This is a genomic window from Arthrobacter sp. Soil_C_49 (genome assembly GCF_057656635.1).
This window is the reverse complement of record NZ_JBDGJZ010000012.1, coordinates 58,857-78,084: the sequence shown is the minus strand read 5'-3', so window position 1 is coordinate 78,084 and position 19,228 is coordinate 58,857. Positions and strand designations below refer to the sequence as shown.

Sequence of the window (19,228 nt, the reverse complement as noted above, 5' to 3'; positions counted from 1 at the left end):
CCCACTGGAAAGCTGACTTTTGAAGAACTGGGCAGGCAACCTCGAATACTCCTCAGCGCATGTTGAACAGCCGGAATCAGTAACGGAACTGGCCCGGATTGTGCAGCGGGCCGGCCGCATCAAGGCCCTGGGATCCCGGCACTCCTTCAACCGGGTGGGAGACACCGACGGGGTGCATGTGCTGCTCGACGCCCTCCCCCAGCAGATCGTCCTTAACCCGCAGCGCAATACCGTCAAGGTCAGCGGCGGTGTGAGCTACGGGGCCCTGTGCCGCACCCTCGAACAGTCCGGCATGGCCATCCACAACCTCGCATCCCTCCCCCATATCTCGGTGGCAGGAGCTGTCCAGACCGGAACCCACGGCTCCGGGGTGAACAATCCCTCGCTCGCCGGCGCCGTGGAGTCCATCGACCTGGTCCGGCCCTCGGGCGAATGCGTCACCCTGACCCGGGCCGACGGTGACGAGTTCCTGGCCAGCGTGGTGGGCCTGGGCGCCATGGGTATTGTGACGGGCCTGGAACTGACGGTGCAGCCCAGCTTCCGGATGCGCCAGCGCGTCCTGGAGAACCTGCCGTGGGAACGTGCGCTGACGGACTTCAGGGACATCGTGTCCAGCGCCTACAGCGTCAGCCTGTTCACGGACTATGCCGGCGAAACGATCAGCCAGGTGTGGCTTAAGGCCCTGGATTCAGAGCCTCCACTGGCTGACCTGTTCGGCGCCACGGCAGCGAAGCTCCCCCGCCACCCGCTGCCGGACATGTCCGCAGAAAACTGCACCCTCCAGCTTGATGAGCCGGGACAGTGGCTGGACAGGCTGCCGCATTTCCGGCACGAGTTCACGCCCAGCAAGGGTGAGGAACTGCAGAGTGAGTTCATCCTTCCACTGGAGCATGCACCGGCGGCCCTTGAGGCGGTCCGCAGCCTGGCAGACAAGCTGGCGCCCCTGCTTTTCGTCTCGGAAATCCGTACCGGTGCGGCTGATGAGTTCTGGCTGAGCCCTTTCTACCGGCAGCAGAGCGTGGCACTGCATTTCACCTGGAAGCCGCTGCAGCCCGAGGTTGAAGCGCTCCTTCCCGAACTCGAGGACCTGCTCAGGCCTTTTGGCGCCAGGCCGCACTGGGGCAAGCTGTTCTCACCCACCGGCCATGACTGGGAGACGCTGTACCCGCGGTTCGCCGGGTTCCGTTCCCTGGCCTCTTTCCACGATCCCGACGGCAAATTCCGCAACGGGCTGCTGGACGCCATCTTGGGCGTCCCGGCGGCGAGCGGCAGGTAACAGCGCGGGACTCCTGCAGGCGGGCCGCTTGTTAGGGTGGAACCATGACCCGTCGCCTTGCAGTCCTGTCCGCCGTCCCCCTGATGCTGCTGCTGGCGGGCTGCGGCGCCGTCGAGGAAGCTGCCGGAAATGCTGCCAGCGACGCCGCGTCGAAGGTGGCTACGGCTGCGGCGGAAGAAGTGAACCGGCAGATCTGTGCCGTAGTCCAGGACGGCCTGGTCAGCGTGGAGGACAAGCAGGCCCTTGGCGGGCTGGTCTCGGCCGCCCGCACCGCTGGCGTCCCCGCTGAAATTACGACGCCGTTGGGCCAGATTGCTGAGGCCGGGGACCAGGTGCCGTCCGAGTCAGTCCAAGCCCTCAAGGATGCCTGCGCAGCCTAGGCAGAATGGGGCGTACTGCCCCTTTTCACTGCTGCGGATGATCCGGCCCCCGAAAGCCATGGCCGCGCGTGCCCGGAAAACGGCGCGCGGTGCGGTGGTGGTCGGGCGCTACGAACGGCACCACCTCCGGGCTCCGGCTGGGCGGCACTGCCCGGATGAACTTGCCGAGCTCATCCTGCAGGACCTTCCAGGAAATCTCCGGATCGTCCGGGTACGCATCGATTTCCGCCTGCCGGGCTGCGTCGAGGGCCGCCCGGCCGAAATCGGTCAGCTCGACCTTAAACTGCCTGCGGTCTTTGGACTGGCGGGTCCGGGTGATATGCCCTGAGCCTTCGAGCCGGGTGAGCACCCGGCCCAAGGTCTGGCTCTGCACCCGGACCACTTCGGCAAGTTGCTCCTGGTTAAGGGGTCCGGCTGCCAGCCCTTCCAGGGCTATAACAGCTGCACGGGTCAGGCCCAAGGGCGCCAGAGCATCATCCTGACGCCGCTGGACCAGGCGCGCCGCCAGCGTAATAAGGCGGTAGCTGTTCCGTGCATCCGGATCGAGGTTGCTCGTCATCGGCCGCGGCCTTCCTGTAGGTGGCGAAGTGTGCGGGTGTAGTTATCCCTTCATGCGTCGCTACCTACCTACAATAAGCATGCTTAGCATCAGGTTCGCAAGTAGGCTTACTATTCAGGTGCCACCGGGGGGGCTTAACCGGAAGCCTTCCACCACACCCCCTTGCAATCCAAATGGGAAGTGTGCTTAGTATCTAAGTAGTAACCCTGCTTACTAACGACTGCCAGCACTGCTGGTTCTTGATCGCCAGCTGACCCTTTGCGAAAGAGAGCATGATGACAGAGAACCAATGGCCCCAGACACCCAACCCTGCAATCTCGGACCCCTACGGCGCTTCCGAAGCGGGCGTTGAGGATACCTACACTTCAGGCACACCGGGCACCACCGGCGCCTCCAAGAAAGAGGCAGCAAAGGAAGAAGCTTCCAACGTGGCCGGCCACGCCGCCTCTGCAGCCCAGGGCGTAGCCCACACTGCCAAGGACGAAGCTGCCAACGTCGCCGCGGAGGCCAAGAGCAGCGCCCAGGATCTGTTGTCCCAGGCCAAGTCGGGGCTGACCAGCCAGGCCGGCACGCAGCAGCAGAAGGCCGCCGAAGGCATCCGCACCATCTCCAGCCAGCTGCAGAGCATGGCCGATGCCCCGGACCAGCAGGGCATGGCAAGTGACCTGATCCGCCAGGCTGCCCAGCGCAGCGAATCAGTCGCCTCCTGGCTTGAGAACAAGCAGCCGGGCGACCTGCTCGGCGAAGTGCAGCGGTTCGCACGGAACCGCCCCGGCACCTTCCTCCTGCTCGCAGCAGGCGCTGGCGTCCTGGCGGGCCGCCTCACCCGCGGCCTCACAGCAGGGGCCACCGGTTCCCAGGGCGCCGTGCAGTCCACCGCAACCCGGCGGCCGGTCCAGTCCGCACCAGTAGCGCCGCTCCGCCAGGAGACGGTTTATGCAGCCGGCACAGACGATCTGTTTGCCGAGCCCGTGGTAGGCACCGGAGCACCGGTATCCACCTCTACGCTTCCCTCAGGCACGGCCGAGGACAGCCCGCTCCGGTTCGACGATGACCCCTACCGTGACGAGGACGGCAGCTACCACGCTGCTGACGGCACCTACCGGTCAACTGAAGGACGCCAGCTGTGAGTAGCCAGATTCCGGAGATGCCTCCGAGTGAGGCGCATGTGAAGGCGGACAACGCGTCGCTGGGTGAGCTCCTGGGCGAGGTGACCCGTGACCTGTCCACGCTGATGCGCCAGGAAGTGGAGCTCGCGAAGGCCGAACTGAAACAGTCCGCCACCAAGGCCGGCAAGGGCGGCCGAATGCTCGCCGGCGCCGGCGTGGCCGGACACTTCGTCCTGGTGTTCCTGTCCCTTGCCCTGATGTTCGCCCTGGGCGCCCTCATGCCGCTGGGCTGGGCCGCCGTAATCGTCGCCGTGATCTGGGCCATCATCGCCGCGGTCCTGGCCTCGATCGGCCGCAAGAACCTCAAGCAGATCCAGGGCATGCCCCAGACGGGCGAAACACTCTCTGAAATTCCCCCAACCCTAAAACCAGGTGAGGTAAACCGATGAGCGATAACCCGGACGCAATCCGTCAGGACATTGAAGAAACCCGCGCCCGCCTGGGCACCAACGTCGACGCGGTCGCGGACAAGGTCACCCCGTCCAACATCGTCCACCGCCAGACCGACAAGGTCAAAGACGCCGTCACCGGCGTGAAGGAGCGAATCATGGGAGCAGCAGACTCCGCAACATCCTCGGTCCAGGACAGGGTCCACTCCGGCGCCGGGCACACCACCGACGCCCTGCACAGCACCGGAGACACCCTGCACGGGGCCAAGGACAACGTCAGCACCAAACTCTCCGACGCGGGCACCGCGATCTCGCACGCACCGGACCAGGTCAAAGCCAAAACCCAGGGCAACCCCCTGGCCGCGGGACTGATCGCGTTCGGCGCCGGGATGCTCATCTCGTCCCTGATCCCGGCCAGCGAGAAGGAACGCGAAGCGGCCCAGCAGCTCAAGACCGCTGCCGAGCCCCTCGCCACCCAGGTCACCGACGCCGCCAAGGACATGGTCCAGGACCTCAAGGAACCAGCCCAGGAAGCGATGGAAAACGTCAAAGCCACCGCCACCGAAGCAGCCCAGAACGTCAAAGCCGAAGGCCAGCACGCCGCCACCGACGTCAAAGACCGCGCCACCGACGCCAAAGACCACGTCCAAAACACCTAGGGTCTACCCGAGGTAGGGACATTCCAGGTCCAGGAAGGCCGGCTCCGCAAGGGGCCGGCTTTCCTGCGTCTGCGGCCCTGTCTGAGGCAGGGCGGTGCTAGCGCTTGCCCTTTTTCCGCGAACCCTTGCCGCGGCCCTTGTCCGGGTTCGGGGCATAGCGCTGGGCCACCTTCGGGGCCTTCTTGGCTCCGGTGCCCCGCCGGTCCGGTTTGGGGTCCTTCTTCACCTTGACGGGCTGTGCGGACGGCTGGCGTGAGCTGTGGGCCGTGCGTCCGCGCACAATCCCGATGAATTCCTCGATGACTTCATCCGTGGAATCGGCGGGCCACGCAACGGCAATCTCCGTAGTGGGTGCCCCGGACAGCCGCCTGGCCACGGTGTCCTTGACGTTGAAGTGCCGGGCCACGGACATCGGCAGGATGGCCAGTCCTGCCCCGGTAGCCACCACCTGCAGCGCGGCTTCCGGGCCGCCGAGTGCGGCCACGTCCAGGAAGGACTCTTCCTCCAGGTCGGCAAGCGCCACTTCCTCGAACACCGAGATCTCGTGGCCCTTCGGCGCCACCACCACGGGCTGCTCTTCGTACAGAGGAATCACGCTGAGGCCCTCGCGCTCTACCGGAAGGCGGACGAAGCTGAGGTCCGCGGAACCGTCATGCAGCACCTCGACCTGGGCGCCGTCGTCGGACATAAACGCCTGCAGCGGCACGTCCTGCACCCGCTCCTCCCACCGGCGGATCCACTTTCCTGGCGTCACCCCCGCCACGTAGGCGACGCGGAGGACGCGGGAAGCTTCCCCGGCGGCGGGATCGGCAGACCCTAAGGGAGCGGCGTCTGGCTGGGGGGCATTGTCGGTGGGCACGTCTTCACAGTACCGTCCGCCCGGATACCCTTGAAGCATGACCTCTGCAAACTCCCAGTCCATGAAGCCGGCCACCGTTGCCAAGAAACTTGGCATCTACCTGCCCGCAACACCGCAGGAGTTCCAGGAATCCACCATCACGCGCGAGGAGTTCGCCGAACTCCAGGCCAACCCGCCGGAATGGCTCGCCGAACTGCGCCGCAACGGCCCGCACCCCCGCCCGGTAGTGGCACAGAAGCTGAACGTGTCCATCAGCGGCCTGGCACGCGGCGGCGTTGAGGAAGCGCTCACGACGGCGGAAATCACCGCGCTGCTGCAGGCTCCCCCTGCGTGGCTGGTCGCCGAGCGCGCAACGCATGCCGCCGTCCGGGCCGAGGCCCAGCGCGTGAAGGAAGAAGCAGCCAAGAAGGAAGCCAAGCGGGCCCGGGCCTGACCCGGGGCCTTCCCAAGACCGGGGCTTGTTCGCAGATCCGTGGCGTCAGTCCTGGTGCAGCTGGATGAAGTTGCCGCAGCCGTCGTCGAACACGGCGCTGATCCCGGACGGGTCCTCGGCCGGCTCACCCTTGAAGGTGACGCCCGCCTGCGTGAGCCGCTCGTACTCCGCCTGCACGTCCGGCACACCGAAAACGATCGCCGGGAGCCCGGCCTTATGCAGCGCATTCATGTAGTCCGCCGCGATGGGATTGTCGCTCGGTTCGAGCAGCAGGCCCACTGAGTCCTGGCCAGCTCCGGGATCCTTGATGATGAACAAGTTGTACTCCGGCATGGCCATCAGTGTTTCGAAGCCCAGCGTCTCCGTGTAGAACGTGTGGGCGGCTGCTGGGTCCTGGACGTGGATGCTGCACATTTTGAGTCTCATGGGTCCCACCGTAAGTGACTTGCGGGGCGGCCGGGAAGAGTCCTCATGCTCCCGAGCTGCCCCCGCCGGGCCATTGACCGCGGCGCGGGAAGACGCTCCAATGGAAGGACCAGCCCGGCCTGACGCCCGGGCGTGTGGACGTGGAGGTGCAAGGTGGCAGCCATCGCAGAATCCCTGTTCCAAGGGGCATTGGTCCTTCTGCTGTGCGGGTCCGTGCTGGTGGTGAGCGTGGCCGCCACGGTGTTCCAGGTCCGACGGCGGTCGCTGGCCGGCGCAGGCCTGGAGCCTGAGCGGTCGGACCAGTTGTTCTGGGATCTGTTCCTCGGATCGGCGGTTGCCCTCCCCGCCCTGCTCATTCCCACGTTGTCTTCCCCGTGGGCAGGACTGTTCCTCACAGGAGCTGCGGCGGCATCCGGGACCGCGGCCTACCTGGGCAGCCCGCGGTTGATGTCCTGGCTGTCGGACCGGCGCCAGCGCCGGGAATACCTGCCCCTCTATACGGCAGCCCAGGTTGAGCACAGTATGCTGTTGGAACGCTGGCGCCGGTACGAACTGGATCCGGCCTACTGCATCGACTACCCCGCCATGACTGACGTGCGGCTGCCGCACACCGCGGCGGTAATCAAGGCCATGCGCGAGGCCGAACAGCTGCGCGCCGCCCGGCACCAGGAGTACCCGCCCGCCGTCGAACGCTTTGGCCGCGCCCTCGCCGCGGCTGAGCAGGCTTCGGGGATCCCTGCCAGGGGGAGCTAACTGCGGTTCCGCGCATTAAGTGCTGTGTCGCGGTGGCTGGAGTCCGGCGCCGGGGCGCCGTAGCATCCGAGGATGGACCTTCAAGAAACGGAAGACCGCGACCAGTTCGGCAGGCGGCTGGAGGACCGGGGCGCCTGGCGCCAGGCCATCACACTGGCGGCTGCGGGCGAACTGACGGCGCGCTGGCTCGAAAGGGACAGTGAATTCCAGCCTGCCACGTTCACGGCCAGCTTCGACGACGAAACCGCACCGATCGCCGTCGGGCTTGCCGCCCTGAACCGGAACGGACTGTTCACCAAGGAATCGCAGCCCGGGTTGCAGTCTGGCGGCCTGGCGCAGCGGCAGTACGTCACGGGCTTCTGCAACGCGGAAGCTGCTGCGGAACTCCTGGCCCTCTCTACCCGGTCCGACCTGGTGACCGTGGCCCATGCCCCGGGTGAAACCAGCAACGCCGCCATCCCGGTGACGCTGGATGGCGGCGAGGTGGTGACGGTCCTTGGGTCCAGCGAGAATCCGGTGACCGAGGACCAGATCCAGGACTGGGCCAACGAAACCAATGACACGTTGGCCCTGTTGCTGGCCGACTCCTGGTACGTGGAGATCCTGGACCCGGTGTGGGGCCGGGACGACGTGCTGCTGCCCGCCGTCCTCGGCGCCCTGACTGGTCTGTAGCCTGCAGGGGTTCCCTACAGCTCGACCGTGCCGCTTTCGCCCACGCTCATCCGGCTGTTGGTGACCTTGGACTTGACCCACTGCAACACGGTGGCGGCGGTCCCGCCGGGGCTGGTCCAGTACTCGGCGGAGTCCGAGTCGACCCGGAGCAGGCACACTTCAGGAGTGTCCGGACCGTCCGGGAACCACGCCTCCACAGCCTGGTTCCACATTTCACGGATCTTGTCCCGGTCGGTCACCACTTCGGCGGTGCCGGCTACCGAGACCCACTCGGTGTTCTTTCCGAAGGAAACGTTCACGCGCGGGTCGGCCCGGACATGGGCCACCTGCGAGGTGCCGAGCCCGGTGAAGAACCACATGTCGCCGTCGTCCTTGACATCCTGGACGGCCAGCGGCCGGCTGACGAGCGCGCCTTCTTCGTTGATGGTGGTCAACATTCCGATGTGGGAATGGTTGATGATGTCCGTAACCTTGCTGATGCTCTCGGTGTCAGTCATGTCTCACCTCGTTCGTCTGCGTGCGGGGACGCTCCCCATCGCCCAGCCTATTGGTAAGCATGCTTAGAATCCACCCGGCGCACTTCCCTGCTTCAGGCCGGGACTGCAACCTTCGCTGCTGCGCAGATGCTGGCTGCCGTGCGCTGGCCCATCCGGATGGCGCCGTCCACGTGCTGGTAGCCCTCGGCGGCCAGGTCTGAGGAGGACCAGTAAATGGGCCCGACGGGCGCGTGCTGGTCTTTCCCGTAGCGGTGGAGGCCACCCAGGTCGTAGCTGGAGGCGTAGGCTCCGCGGGTCCATTCCTCCGAGCCCCAATCGGACTCGTAGTAGACCTCGGGTTCCAGCGCCTCGGCGCCGAGGAAGCCTGCGATGGACTCCAGGACGGCGCGCTTGCGTTCGTCGGCACCCAGCTCGAAGACGGCGTCGGCTTTTTCATCGGAGATAAAGCCCACCAGGGTTCCGCGGGTGTCGCCGAAGTTGGTGTTGTCGTAGACCTCCTGGACCAGGGATCCGGCGCCGAAGCAGGTGCCGGACAGGCCGGAGTTCCGCCAGAACGGCCGGTTGTAGACGGCGTGGACCTTGATGACCAGGCCCAGGGACTGGTGCTGGTGCATCTGGTGCTGGCGGCGCGGCAGCGGCGGGTTGAACGAGACGCGGGAGTACAGGTTGGGGGGAACGGCCATGATCACGAAGCGGGCGTTGACGGTGGCCTGCTCGGAGACGACGGTGACGCGGTGGCCGCCGTCGGCGTCCGGCTCCCAGTTAACAGTGCGTACTGGGGAATTCAGGACGACGTCGTCCCCCAGCTCCTGTGCCATCAGCAGGGAAACCTGCTGCATGCCGCCCACCACGCGGCGGTCCAAAATGAAGTCCTCATCCGTAAGGTGCGTAAAGGAGCCCGCGGACGCGGCCATCAGCACCGCCTGCAGGGCGGAGAACGCGTGGGCGGGCTTGGTGAGCATGCCGCCGGCGATGAAGAGGCCGATGTTGTTGCAGGCTTCCTCATTGGCGGAGTGCTGCCGCAGCCAGTGATGGAAGGAAATGGTGTCCAGCTCGCGCGCCTTGGGGTGCGCCCAGGGTTCGGTGGGGCCTATTTCCGCGGCGAGCCCGTCCAGCAGGGCGATGAGCTTGTTCATCTCGGCTTCGGTGTCCGGGTCCACGGGGAACGTGTCGCCGGTGTAGCGGACGGGAATGCCGTCCTTGCCGATGTACATCGACTCGCCCTCGCGGTAGCGCGGGTAGGTTTCCAGGTTCAGGTCCTGGAGGAGGTCCAGGAGTACGGTCTGGTCCGGCGAGACCCACTGACCGCCGATTTCCAGCATGGCGCCATCGACAGTATCGGTCCAGGTGCGGCCGCCCACGCGGTCACGTGCCTCAAGCACGGCGACAGTGAGGCCGGCCTTCTTCAGCTCACGGGCTGCGGTCAGTCCGGAGGGCCCGGCTCCAACGACAACGACGTCGCGGTTCAGGTTCAGCATGATGTCCTCTCTTGAGCTCCCTCCTGTGACGGGGAGCACTAAATGAATGTCATTCATTTATTAGAACTATAGCTGTTCGGAGCCGGGACTGGAAGTGCCGGATGGAATAATGCAGGAGACCACCAGAGAAAGGCCAGTGATGCCGGCAGTACCAGCCGTAGAGGGACGCACCGAGGGGAACGGGAGCGCCGTGAGACGGCGGGCCGGGCGGCCTTCCGCCGCACTGCTGGACAAGGCCGGAATCACGGCGGCGGCGCTGGAACTCATCAACCGCAAGGGCTACGAAGGCCTCACCATGGCGGGCCTGGCCAAGGAACTGGACGTCGCGCCGTCGGCCCTTTACAACCATGTGGCGTCGAAACGGGACGTCCTGCTCCTGGTGGAGGACCATCTCACGTCGCTGGTGGACGTGTCCGATTTCGGCTCGGCGCCATGGGAGCAAGCGGTACGCAGCTGGGCCTGGAGTTACCGGAATGTCTTCGCCGAGCACACGCCGCTGATTCCTGTCATTGCCGTGCTTCCGGTGACCGATGCGCCGCAGACCCTGGCCATGTACGAGACCGTCAGCAAGGGTTTCCTCGACGCCGGCTTCCCGCAGGAGCGGGTGGTGTCCTCGATTGTGGCGTTTGAGTCCTTCATTTTTGGCTCCGCGTATGACGTCACGGCGCCGGAAGACATCTTCGATTCCGGCTCCATGGCGGACTCGACGCCCCACTTCACCGCTGCTGTCCGAAGTGCTGCGGGCCAGGCGACTGCCGGCCTCGGGCTGGGGCGGCCGGCTGATGTGGCGTTCGAGCTCGGGCTTGAGGCGCTGATCTCCGGGTTGGGCGCGCTGCGGGGGTGAACGCCGCCTCCTGTCGAGGCGCATATTCTGGGTAGCAGCCGCACCCCCGTCCTGAAGGAGCTCCGTGCCTGAGCCCACACGTCCCTTGCGCAAGCTTGGCTTCCTGACCATTGGCCTGTTCGATCCGGCGGATCCCGCCGCCGGCCACCAGTCCACGCTGGAGATCATCGAACTGGGCGAGCGGCTCGGATTCGACAGCGCCTGGCTGCGCCACCGCCATCTGCAGTTCGGAATCTCCTCTCCCATCGCGGTGATGGCAGCAGCCAGCCAGCGCACGTCCCGGATCGAGCTCGGCACAGCGGTGACCCCGCTGGGCTGGGAAAACCCGTTGCGCCTGGCGGAGGACCTGGCCACGGTGGACCTGCTCGCCGGCGGACGGATCAATCCCGGGCTGAGCGTGGGGGAACCGATGCACTACGACACCGTGAAGCACGAGCTGTACCCGGATTCCGCGGAACTGGAGGACTTCAGCTACGCCCGCATGGACCGGCTTGCACGCCTGGTTGCGGGGGAACCCGTGCGGGACTTTTCGGGAAAGCAGGGGGTGGTGGAGGAATTTTCCAACCGCGTCGAGCCGCACTCTCCCGGCCTGCGGGACCGCCTCTGGTACGGGGCGGGCAGCAGGAAGTCGGCCGTCTGGGCCGGGGCGAACGGCTTCAACCTGCTCTCCAGCAGCGTGGTCTTTCCCGAACCGGATCAGGAACCTGACTTTGCCGAAATCCAGCAGTCGCAGATCCGTGCCTTCCGTGGGGCCGCCGCATCGGCGCAAGCGCATCCGGCACGGGTGTCCCAGGGCCTGGTGGTGATCCCCACCGATTCGGCGTCGCCGCATCAGCGGGAGAAGTACCGGCGGTACGTTGATGAACGCAGTCCCCGGACAAGGGCGCCGCGAGGGCCCAAGGGCATGCTGTTCGCTCCGGACCTCATCGGCACCAGTGATGAAATCGCCGAGCAGCTGTACGCCCACGCAGGATTCCAGGAAGTCGACGAGGTGGCGTTCGCACTGCCCTTCAGTTTCGACCACGAGGATTACACGCAGATCCTTACCGACATCGCTGGCAAATTGGGTCCCGCCTTGGGATGGTCCCCCGCTGGGGCCGGGGAGGACCCGGAGTAAAGTCTGGTCCATGGGCGCCAATGACAATCCTGCCGTGCACACCGGGGCGGGTCCGTCAGACGCTGCGAAGCCTGCCGGCCAGATCATGGCCATGCTTGATCGTGGTGTTTCCGCGGCGGAACTGGAGACGAGGCTGTCCGGTTGGCTGGAGGACGGCGTCATCGACCAGGCCAGCGCCGCGGCAGCACGCCGGTTAAACGCCCGGCTATGGGAGGCCAGCCGCCGGGAGGGCCTGCTTCGGGTCCTCTACGATACGGCTACCGACTTGACGGTCATCCGCGATGTCGAGGCAGTCCTTAAGGCGATCGTCCGGCGCACGCGCTCTCTCATCGGCAGTGATATCGCCTACTTGAGCCTGAACGACTATGAAACCGGCGAGTCCTACGTCCGGGTGACCGACGGCGCAACCACCGCTTTGTTCCGCAATATCCGCATGCCCCTGGGTGAAGGCGTGCTCGGCGCTGTGGCCACCGGCGAGGCACCCGCCCAAAGCGGAGATTACCTGTTCGACTCCACCAAGTCCCATTTGGAGTCCAGCGACGCTGCTGTGGCCGCCGAGGGCGTCCGGGCAATCATGGGTGTCCCCCTTCGGGCAGAAGGGAAAGTCATCGGCGCGTTGCTCGTCGCCGACAGGCATCCACATGACTTCAGCAGCGACGACGTAGCGCTCATGGAATCCATCGGTACACACGCGGCCGTCGCGCTGGAAAACGCCCGCTACTTCACCGAAATGGCTGATGCCCTCGCGCGGCTGGACCAGGCGCGCCAGCAAAACCTGTCCCACGTGCGGGCCCTTGAAGAACTCTCAACCCTGGACCGCCGGCTCATGGAGACCCTGGCCTCAGCCGGTAGCCTTCCCCACCTGCTCGATCTGCTGGCCGAGTCCCTGGACGCCCCCGTTTTCCTGGTCTCCCCTATGGGCGAACAGCTGGCGGGAATGGCAGCGGATCCGGACTTCGGAAGCTTGGCGGCCCTGAGCGCGGCCGAGGAATCTGCCGCCAGGAGCTCGGCCGTCCAGTTCGAGGTCGGGAAGAAGAGATACACGGTAATGTCCGCCGTCGCGGGCGAGCAGCATCTCGCCTCCCTCATCGTCACCGAGGAACTCAGCCCGGCCCAGCTTGCCGTTTTGGAACGCAGCGCACTGGTGCTCAGTGTGTCGCTGCTGTTTGAACGGACTTACCAGGACGCCCAATACCGGCTCCAGCTTGAACTCATTGATGACCTGCTTAATCCCCGTTCTGAACACGCCGCGGCACTGACCCGAAGGGCAACGCAGTTCGGCCTGGCAAACCACCTTCAGCTCGTGGTGCGCGTAGTGGGGGTCAGTGACGACCAGCGCCAACGCGCGCTGTCCGTCCTCAGGCGGCAACGCGAGAGCGCCCCGGGGATCATCGCCCTGCACGAATCACACCTGTGCGTCATTGAGCCCGTTGAAAGGCACGACGGCGGCCCCCGCGATGCAGGCCGCACCGGCCAGTCCATCATTGATGAGCTGAAACGGCGCCGCATTGCGGCCACCGTCGGCTCATCCGAACCGGTGACCGGATTCTCCCGGCTCTCGACCGCACACACCGAAGCCCACGCCGTCCTCCGCGCGCTGCAGGCCCTCGCCCGCGACGGCGAGGCAGCGGACCGGGCTGCCCTTGGGACCGCGGGAATGCTGCTCGGAGCGATGGACAGCCCCTTCGCCGGACAACTGCTGACCGCGCAGCTGGGGCCGCTTCTCGCCTACGACAAGCAGCGGGGAACGCAGCTGGTCCTCACCGCGTGGATGTTCCATGAAAACGGCGGCGCCATGCAGGAAACGGCTGACTCCCTCCATATCCACACCAACACCCTGCGGCAACGGCTGGACAGGATCGACGTCTTGATCGGTCCCTCCTGGCGCCGGGGAGCGCGGGCCCTCGACGTCCAGGTGGCGCTGCGCCTATGGCGGATGAAGACTGCCGGCGTCGGTTCCGCCGGTTCCTGACCAAGCCGGTTCCGGACCAAACGGCCAGGCTTTGCTAACCCCTGGCACATGGCGCCCGCCCACATCTAAAGCGCTTCGCTATGGCACAAAACAACATGGTGGGCGTCACTCCACTCTGGAATGCTGGTTTCAGCGGCTCCTGTCAGGCAGCCCGCCAACCCCATCTTTAGGAGTCATTCACAATGTCGTGTGCGCATGCAGCAGGGATCCGTCCCGCAACTTTCGGCGTCCTGCGCCTGCCCCGGAGCGTCGTTGTCGGCGCCGGGCAGCGTTTCGCCATCGCCGGCATCGCAGCCGAATTCGGCACTAACGTCCTCATCTGCACCGATCCGCGGCTGGCCGCCTCCGAGGAACTGGAGGCACTGGTTCGAAGCCTCGAGGACCGGGGCCTGACCGTACGGGTCTATGGGGAAACCGAGGCGGAACTTCCGGTGCCGGGGATCATCGCCTGCGTCGAGGAACTCAAGGGCCAGGACATCGACGTGATCATCGGATTCGGGGGCGGAAGCTGCATGGACATGGCGAAGGTTGTTTCCGTGCTGCTCACGCACGGCGGCAAGCCGAGCGACTACTACGGCGAGTTCGCCGTTCCCGGCCCCGTCAAGCCGGTCATCGCCCTTCCCACCACGGCGGGAACAGGCTCCGAAGCCACCGCAATCGCCGTCGTCTCCGATCCTGACCTGGGCATGAAGATGGGCATCTCAAGCCCCCACATCATCCCGTTCGCCGCGGTGTGCGATCCCGAGCTCACCTACTCCTGCCCGCCGTCCCTGACGGCCGCAACCGGCGCCGATAGCTTCGTGCACCTGGTGGAGTCCTTCACCGCCATCACCCGGGAGCCGACCTCCACCCTTTCCTCCGAACGGGTCTTCGTCGGCAAGAACATCCTGACGGACTCCATTGCCTTGAACGGCATCGGGCTGGTGGGCCGCAGCCTGGTCACCGCCTACAAGGACCCGGAAAACACCGAGGCCCGTGGCGGGATGATGCTCGCGGCACTCTACGGCGGGATTGTCCTCAGCAACGCCGGAACCGCCGCGGCGCACGCCATCCAGTACCCGGTAGGCGCACTGACCCACACCCCGCACGGCGTGGGCGTCGGCCTCCTGCTCCCCTACGTCGTCCGCCACAACTTCCAGGCGATCCAGCCGCAGCTGGCGCAGATCGCAGAGGCCCTGGGGCGCGATATCCGCGGGCTCGACGAGCGCGCCGCCGCCGTCACCGGCATCGAGGCAATCGACGAGGTCATCGCGGCCATCGAGCTGCCGCCGACGCTGCAGGCCCTGGGCGTGCAGGAAAGCGATCTCGACCAGATCGCCAAGCTGTCGTTGAACTCCAAGCGGCTCATCGACAACAACCCGGTGCCGCTTGATCTCGACGCCGTCACCTCCATCGTTCGCGCCGCCTACGCCGGCGACCGCACCATCCGCTAATCAGCAATAAGGACCTCTGATGACTCTCCTTTCAACCTCTGAACCGCTCGACGTCGACGGGCTGGCGGTGCCCCGCCAGCTGCTGATCGCCGGGAACTGGCAGGACGCCAGTAGCGGTGACACCGTCGAGGTGATCAACCCCTCCTACGCTTCCGCCATCACCGGCATCGCCGACGCCGACGTCGAAGACGGCCTCGCCGCCGTCGACGCCGCGGCAGCAGCCCTCCCGGACTGGTCGGCGACGCCGCCGCGCCGCCGCGCCGAAATCCTGCGGCGTTGCTTCGAACTGATGACCGAGCGCAGCGAGCAGATCGCCCACCTCATCTCCCTCGAAAACGGCAAGGCCCTCGCCGACTCCCGCGGTGAAGTGGCGTACGCCGCGGAATTCTTCCGCTGGTATGCCGAAGAAGCGGTCCGGATCATCGGCGATGTGTCCGTCTCGCCGTCGGGCTCCAACCGGATCCTGGTCCAGCACATGCCGATCGGCGTCTGCGTGCTCATCACCCCCTGGAACTTCCCGGCGGCCATGGCCACCCGGAAGCTGGCACCGGCCCTGGCCGCCGGCTGCACCGCCGTGCTGAAGCCTGCCACGCTCACGCCGCTGACCACCCTGGCGATCGCCCAGCTGATGATCGACGCCGGCGTCCCCGCCGGCGTCGTCAACATCATCACCACGAGTAAAACCAGCGACGTCATGACCCCGATTCTCGCGGACCCCCGGGTCCGCAAGCTGTCCTTCACCGGTTCCACCAGCGTCGGTCGCCACCTGCTCCGGCAGGCGGCCGACAACGTGCTCAAGTGCTCCATGGAACTCGGCGGCAACGCTCCGTTCCTGGTCTTCGATGACGCGGACCTCGATCTGGCCCTCGACGGCGCCATGATCGCCAAGATGCGCAACGGCGGGCAGGCCTGCACCGCCGCCAACCGGATCTACGTCCAGCGCGGTATCCACGACGAATTCGCCCGCCGGTTGGCCGAACGCATGGGCGCCATGCGCGTGGGCCCGGGCACCGACGCCGACACCGAGGTCGGTCCGCTCGTGGACGAGGCCAGCGTCCGCAAAGTCGACTCGCTGGTCCGCGATGCGGTCAGCCAGGGAGCACGGCTCCTCGCCGGCGGCAAGGCCATCGACGGCGCCGGCTTCTACTACCCGCCCACCGTCGTCACCAACGTGCCGCTGCAGGCCCGCATGGTCAGCGAGGAAATCTTCGGGCCGGTGGCCTCGGTCATCCCCTTCGACACCGAAGAAGAAGTCATCGCCGCCGCCAACGACTCCGAGTACGGCCTCGCAGCCTACGTTTTCACCGAAGACCTTCGCCGCGGGCTTCGAGTCTCCGAACGCGTCGAAAGCGGCATGGTGGCCATTAACCGGGGACTCGTCTCCGATCCCGCAGCACCCTTCGGCGGAGTCAAGCAAAGCGGCCTCGGCCGCGAAGGTGCCCACCAGGGCCTGCTGGACTTCACCGAAACCAAGTACATCGCCCTCGACTGGTAGCCTGCCGCTCCCTTCGTTTCCACCCGAAAGAAAAGACCAATGACGATCTCCAATACCCAAGCCAAGCCGAAGGCAGCGTGGCGCGTACCGCTGGCCAGCTTCGCAGGCACCACCATCGAGTGGTACGACTACTACATCTTCGGTCTGCTCGCCGCGACAGGCGTCTTCAGCAGGCTGTACTTCCCCGAACAGGACCCGGCCACCGGGCTCCTCCTGGCCTTCGTCACCTACGCCGTCGGCTTCGTCGCCCGTCCCTTCGGCGGCATGTTTGCCGGCCACTTCGGCGACAAGATCGGCCGCAAGCCCATGCTGGTGCTCTCGCTGCTCATCATGGGCTTCGCCACCCTCGCCATGGGGCTGCTGCCCACCTACGCCCAGATCGGGGTCTGGGCTCCCATCCTGCTGACGGTGCTCCGCCTGCTGCAGGGCTTCGGTGCCGGCGCCGAATGGGCCGGCGCGGCCGTCATTTCCATCGAACACGCCCCTCCCGGCCGCAGCGGGTTCTTCGGCAGCTTCACCCAGATGGGTGTCCCGGCCGGCATGCTGCTGGCTAACTCGAGCGTCCTGATCGTCAAGTCCGCCGTGCCCGCCGACGCCTTTGACGCCTGGGCGTGGCGGGTGCCGTTCCTGCTCAGCGTGGTCCTCATCGTCATCGGCCTGATCGTCCGCGCCAAGCTCGAGGACTCAGACGACTTCAAGGAACTGGTTGCGACGAAGCAGACCTCAAAGAAGCCCCTGGGCGAAGCCATGAAGAAGGAATCCAAGGGCATCTGGCTCGTCGTTGGCATGCGGTTGGCTGAAAACTCGGCGTTCTACCTGTACACGACGTTCTCCGTGGTCTACATCATGAAGACGTTCGGTGCTGAGCGGGCCAACCAGGGCACCATGTCCGTTCTGATCGCCTCCGCCATCGGCGTCTTTGCCGTGCCGCTCTGGGCCATCCTCTCGGACAGGATCGGGCGCAAGCCGCTGTACCTGTTCGGTTCTATCGGCGGGCTGCTGTTCTTCCCGCTCTACTTCGTCATGACGGACACCGGCAGCGCACTGCTGGCAACACTCGCCATCATCATCGGGCTCGCCGTATTCCACAACTCGATGTACGGCCCGCAGGCCGCCTTCTTCTCCGAGCTGTTCTCCACCAAGCTGCGCTACAGCGGCGCGTCCCTGGGCTACCAGTTCGGCTCGGTCCTCGCTGGCGGCATCGCCCCGCTGGTCGCAGTGGCACTGCTGAACGCCGGCAACGGCAGGCCGGGCTGGGTGATCCTGTACTTCAGCATCATCGGCGTCATCACCGTTGTGGCGACCATCCTCGCCCCGGAAACGCTCGCGAAGCTGGACAAGCGCATCACCACCGCGCAGGAGCTGGACGAGAAAAACGCCGGCAGCCCGCAGGACCGGGCCATCGCCAACTGATTGACCTTTGCGGAGGCAGCCTCTGGAAGGCCGCCCCCGGGCGGCCCACAGAGAGCCGGCAGAGCCCGCCACCCCTTCTTTCGGAAGGGGTGGCGGGCTCGTTTGAGTTCCGCGGGTCGCGGCCAGTTCGGACGGCAAAGTCATTTTGCCGGGCGACGGCCCCGCTTTGACTCACCCTGCTCCGGCCAGCAAGCACTTGTAATACAAGTAGCAAACTTATATCCTAAGAAGGTGGGCGAAGGAGCCCAGCCCCGCCTTTAGGAGAATCCATGAGCAGCGTCGATCTGATCCGGCACGTCAAACTGTCCACCGCCCGCCTCCCACTCGCAGTCCCCATCAGCGACGCCAAAGTCTTCACCGGCAGGCAGAAGCCCATGACGGAGGTGGTCTTCCTCTTTGCCGAGATCACCACCGAACTGGGGCACACCGGCGTCGGCTTCAGCTACTCCAAGCGCGCCGGCGGCCCCGCCCAGTACGCCCACGCCAAGGAAGTTGCCGAGGGCATCATCGGCGAGGACCCCAACGACATCGCCAAGATCTACACCAAGCTGCTCTGGGCCGGCGCCTCGGTGGGCCGCTCCGGCGTGGCCACACAAGCGCTGGCCGCCATCGATATTGCCCTCTACGACCTCAAGGCCAAGCGCGCCGGCCTGCCGCTGGCCAAGTTCCTCGGCTCATACCGCGACTCCGTCCAGACGTACAACACGTCCGGCGGTTTCCTCAACGCAACCCTCGAAGAGGTCAAGGCCCGCGCTACCCAGTCCCTCGAAGAAGGTATCGGCGGCATCAAGATCAAGGTTGGCCTCCCGGACAGCAAGGAAGACCTGCGCCGGGTCGCCGGCATCCGCGAACACATCGGCTGGGACGTCCCGCTCATGGTGGACGCCAACCAGCAGTGGGACCGCGCCACCGCCCTGCGCATGGGCCGCCAGTTCGAGGAATTCAACCTCATCTGGATCGAAGAACCCCTGGACGCCTACGACTTCGAAGGCCACGCCCACCTCGCGAACGTCCTGGACACCCCCATCGCCACCGGCGAAATGCTCGCCTCCGTGGCCGAACACAAGGGCCTCATCAACGCCAACGGCTGCGACATCATCCAGCCCGACGCACCGCGCGTGGGCGGCATCACCCAGTTCCTCCGCCTCGCCGCCCTCGCCGACGAGCGCGGCCTGGGCCTGGCCCCGCACTTCGCCATGGAAATCCACCTCCACCTCGCCGCCGCCTACCCCCGCGAACCGTGGGTGGAGCACTTCGACTGGCTTGACCCGCTGTTCAACGAGCGCCTCGAAACCAAGAACGGCCGGATGATCGTCCCGGACCGCCCCGGCCTCGGCGTCACCCTCAGCGACCAGGCACGCGCCTGGACCACCGAGTCCGTGGAGTTCGGCGCCTAACCCCGAA

The 19,228-nt window shown here is 66.0% G+C and carries 20 protein-coding genes; 15 read left to right on the top strand and 5 right to left on the bottom strand.

Going from position 1 to position 19,228, the window contains the following annotated elements; genetic code table 11:
- The first annotated feature begins 19 nt into the window (after positions 1-19).
- Positions 20-1,276: a D-arabinono-1,4-lactone oxidase gene (locus AC3A4Z_RS17425; RefSeq protein WP_498712884.1), complete on the top strand. Its 1,257-nt coding sequence runs from the start codon at positions 20-22 to the stop codon at positions 1,274-1,276.
- Between the two features lie 44 nt (positions 1,277-1,320).
- A complete protein-coding gene (locus tag AC3A4Z_RS17420; protein WP_498712883.1) occupies positions 1,321-1,656 on the top strand; it encodes a hypothetical protein in 336 nt (111 codons plus the stop codon).
- Positions 1,657-1,681: 25 nt separating this feature from the next.
- Here the strand turns inward: AC3A4Z_RS17420 and AC3A4Z_RS17415 are convergent, their stop codons facing one another.
- Positions 1,682-2,215, bottom strand: a complete 534-nt coding sequence (locus AC3A4Z_RS17415) for a MarR family winged helix-turn-helix transcriptional regulator (protein ID WP_498712882.1) — start codon at positions 2,213-2,215, stop codon at positions 1,682-1,684.
- Positions 2,216-2,490: 275 nt separating this feature from the next.
- Here AC3A4Z_RS17415 and AC3A4Z_RS17410 point away from each other — a divergent pair, with 275 nt between their 5' ends.
- The 3 genes from AC3A4Z_RS17410 to AC3A4Z_RS17400 are packed head-to-tail and all read left to right on the top strand — an operon-like array spanning position 2,491 to position 4,432.
- Positions 2,491-3,345 carry a hypothetical protein gene (locus AC3A4Z_RS17410; protein ID WP_498712881.1) on the top strand — a complete coding sequence of 285 codons (855 nt, stop codon included), beginning with the start codon at positions 2,491-2,493 and terminating at the stop codon, positions 3,343-3,345.
- A 17-nt stretch (positions 3,346-3,362) separates the two neighbouring features.
- Positions 3,363-3,773 carry a phage holin family protein gene (locus tag AC3A4Z_RS17405; RefSeq protein WP_498712945.1) on the top strand — a complete coding sequence of 137 codons (411 nt, stop codon included), beginning with the start codon at positions 3,363-3,365 and terminating at the stop codon, positions 3,771-3,773.
- The gene (locus AC3A4Z_RS17400) at positions 3,770-4,432 is read left to right on the top strand and encodes a DUF3618 domain-containing protein (protein ID WP_498712880.1); all 663 of its coding nucleotides are present in this window, start codon (positions 3,770-3,772) and stop codon (positions 4,430-4,432) included. Before AC3A4Z_RS17405 ends, AC3A4Z_RS17400 begins: the two co-directional genes overlap by 4 nt.
- Positions 4,433-4,529: 97 nt before the next feature.
- On the opposite strand, the gene AC3A4Z_RS17395 is transcribed toward AC3A4Z_RS17400, so the two are convergent.
- Positions 4,530-5,366: a LysR family substrate-binding domain-containing protein gene (locus AC3A4Z_RS17395; RefSeq protein WP_498712879.1), complete on the bottom strand. Its 837-nt coding sequence runs from the start codon at positions 5,364-5,366 to the stop codon at positions 4,530-4,532.
- Here AC3A4Z_RS17395 and AC3A4Z_RS17390 point away from each other — a divergent pair.
- A complete protein-coding gene (locus AC3A4Z_RS17390) occupies positions 5,329-5,724 on the top strand; it encodes a DUF5997 family protein (protein ID WP_498712878.1) in 396 nt (131 codons plus the stop codon). The genes AC3A4Z_RS17395 and AC3A4Z_RS17390 overlap by 38 nt on opposite strands.
- A gap of 45 nt (positions 5,725-5,769) precedes the next feature.
- On the opposite strand, the gene AC3A4Z_RS17385 is transcribed toward AC3A4Z_RS17390, so the two are convergent.
- Complete coding sequence (locus AC3A4Z_RS17385; RefSeq protein WP_498712877.1) at positions 5,770-6,150, bottom strand: VOC family protein; 381 nt, start codon at positions 6,148-6,150, stop codon at positions 5,770-5,772.
- Positions 6,151-6,303: 153 nt separating this feature from the next.
- Here AC3A4Z_RS17385 and AC3A4Z_RS17380 point away from each other — a divergent pair, with 153 nt between their 5' ends.
- Positions 6,304-6,903 carry a hypothetical protein gene (locus tag AC3A4Z_RS17380; protein WP_498712876.1) on the top strand — a complete coding sequence of 200 codons (600 nt, stop codon included), beginning with the start codon at positions 6,304-6,306 and terminating at the stop codon, positions 6,901-6,903.
- Between the two features lie 72 nt (positions 6,904-6,975).
- A complete protein-coding gene (locus tag AC3A4Z_RS17375; protein ID WP_498712875.1) occupies positions 6,976-7,575 on the top strand; it encodes a DUF6919 domain-containing protein in 600 nt (199 codons plus the stop codon).
- A 14-nt stretch (positions 7,576-7,589) separates the two neighbouring features.
- Here AC3A4Z_RS17375 and AC3A4Z_RS17370 read toward each other — a convergent pair whose 3' ends face one another.
- Together AC3A4Z_RS17370 and AC3A4Z_RS17365 are read right to left on the bottom strand one after the other, a co-directional pair.
- A complete protein-coding gene (locus AC3A4Z_RS17370) occupies positions 7,590-8,072 on the bottom strand; it encodes a pyridoxamine 5'-phosphate oxidase family protein (protein WP_498712874.1) in 483 nt (160 codons plus the stop codon).
- Positions 8,073-8,164: 92 nt separating this feature from the next.
- Positions 8,165-9,550, bottom strand: a complete 1,386-nt coding sequence (locus tag AC3A4Z_RS17365; protein WP_498712873.1) for a flavin monoamine oxidase family protein — start codon at positions 9,548-9,550, stop codon at positions 8,165-8,167.
- A gap of 139 nt (positions 9,551-9,689) precedes the next feature.
- Between AC3A4Z_RS17365 and AC3A4Z_RS17360 the strand changes: the two genes are divergently transcribed.
- The 7 genes from AC3A4Z_RS17360 to AC3A4Z_RS17330 all read left to right on the top strand — a co-directional run bounded on the left by AC3A4Z_RS17360 (position 9,690) and on the right by AC3A4Z_RS17330 (position 19,221).
- Positions 9,690-10,394: a TetR/AcrR family transcriptional regulator gene (locus AC3A4Z_RS17360; RefSeq protein WP_498712872.1), complete on the top strand. Its 705-nt coding sequence runs from the start codon at positions 9,690-9,692 to the stop codon at positions 10,392-10,394.
- Between the two features lie 64 nt (positions 10,395-10,458).
- On the top strand, positions 10,459-11,511 hold the full coding sequence (locus AC3A4Z_RS17355; RefSeq protein ID WP_498712871.1) for an LLM class flavin-dependent oxidoreductase: 1,053 nt from the start codon (positions 10,459-10,461) through the stop codon (positions 11,509-11,511).
- Positions 11,512-11,521: 10 nt separating this feature from the next.
- Positions 11,522-13,483: a helix-turn-helix domain-containing protein gene (locus AC3A4Z_RS17350; RefSeq protein WP_498712870.1), complete on the top strand. Its 1,962-nt coding sequence runs from the start codon at positions 11,522-11,524 to the stop codon at positions 13,481-13,483.
- 182 nt (positions 13,484-13,665) lie between these two features.
- Entirely contained in the window at positions 13,666-14,916 is a 1,251-nt protein-coding gene (locus tag AC3A4Z_RS17345) for an iron-containing alcohol dehydrogenase (protein ID WP_498712869.1), read from the top strand.
- Positions 14,917-14,935: 19 nt separating this feature from the next.
- On the top strand, positions 14,936-16,411 hold the full coding sequence (locus tag AC3A4Z_RS17340; RefSeq protein WP_498712868.1) for an NAD-dependent succinate-semialdehyde dehydrogenase: 1,476 nt from the start codon (positions 14,936-14,938) through the stop codon (positions 16,409-16,411).
- A 39-nt stretch (positions 16,412-16,450) separates the two neighbouring features.
- Positions 16,451-17,824 carry an MFS transporter gene (locus AC3A4Z_RS17335; protein WP_498712867.1) on the top strand — a complete coding sequence of 458 codons (1,374 nt, stop codon included), beginning with the start codon at positions 16,451-16,453 and terminating at the stop codon, positions 17,822-17,824.
- Between the two features lie 269 nt (positions 17,825-18,093).
- Positions 18,094-19,221, top strand: a complete 1,128-nt coding sequence (locus tag AC3A4Z_RS17330) for an L-talarate/galactarate dehydratase (RefSeq protein WP_498712866.1) — start codon at positions 18,094-18,096, stop codon at positions 19,219-19,221.
- Positions 19,222-19,228 lie beyond the last annotated feature (7 nt).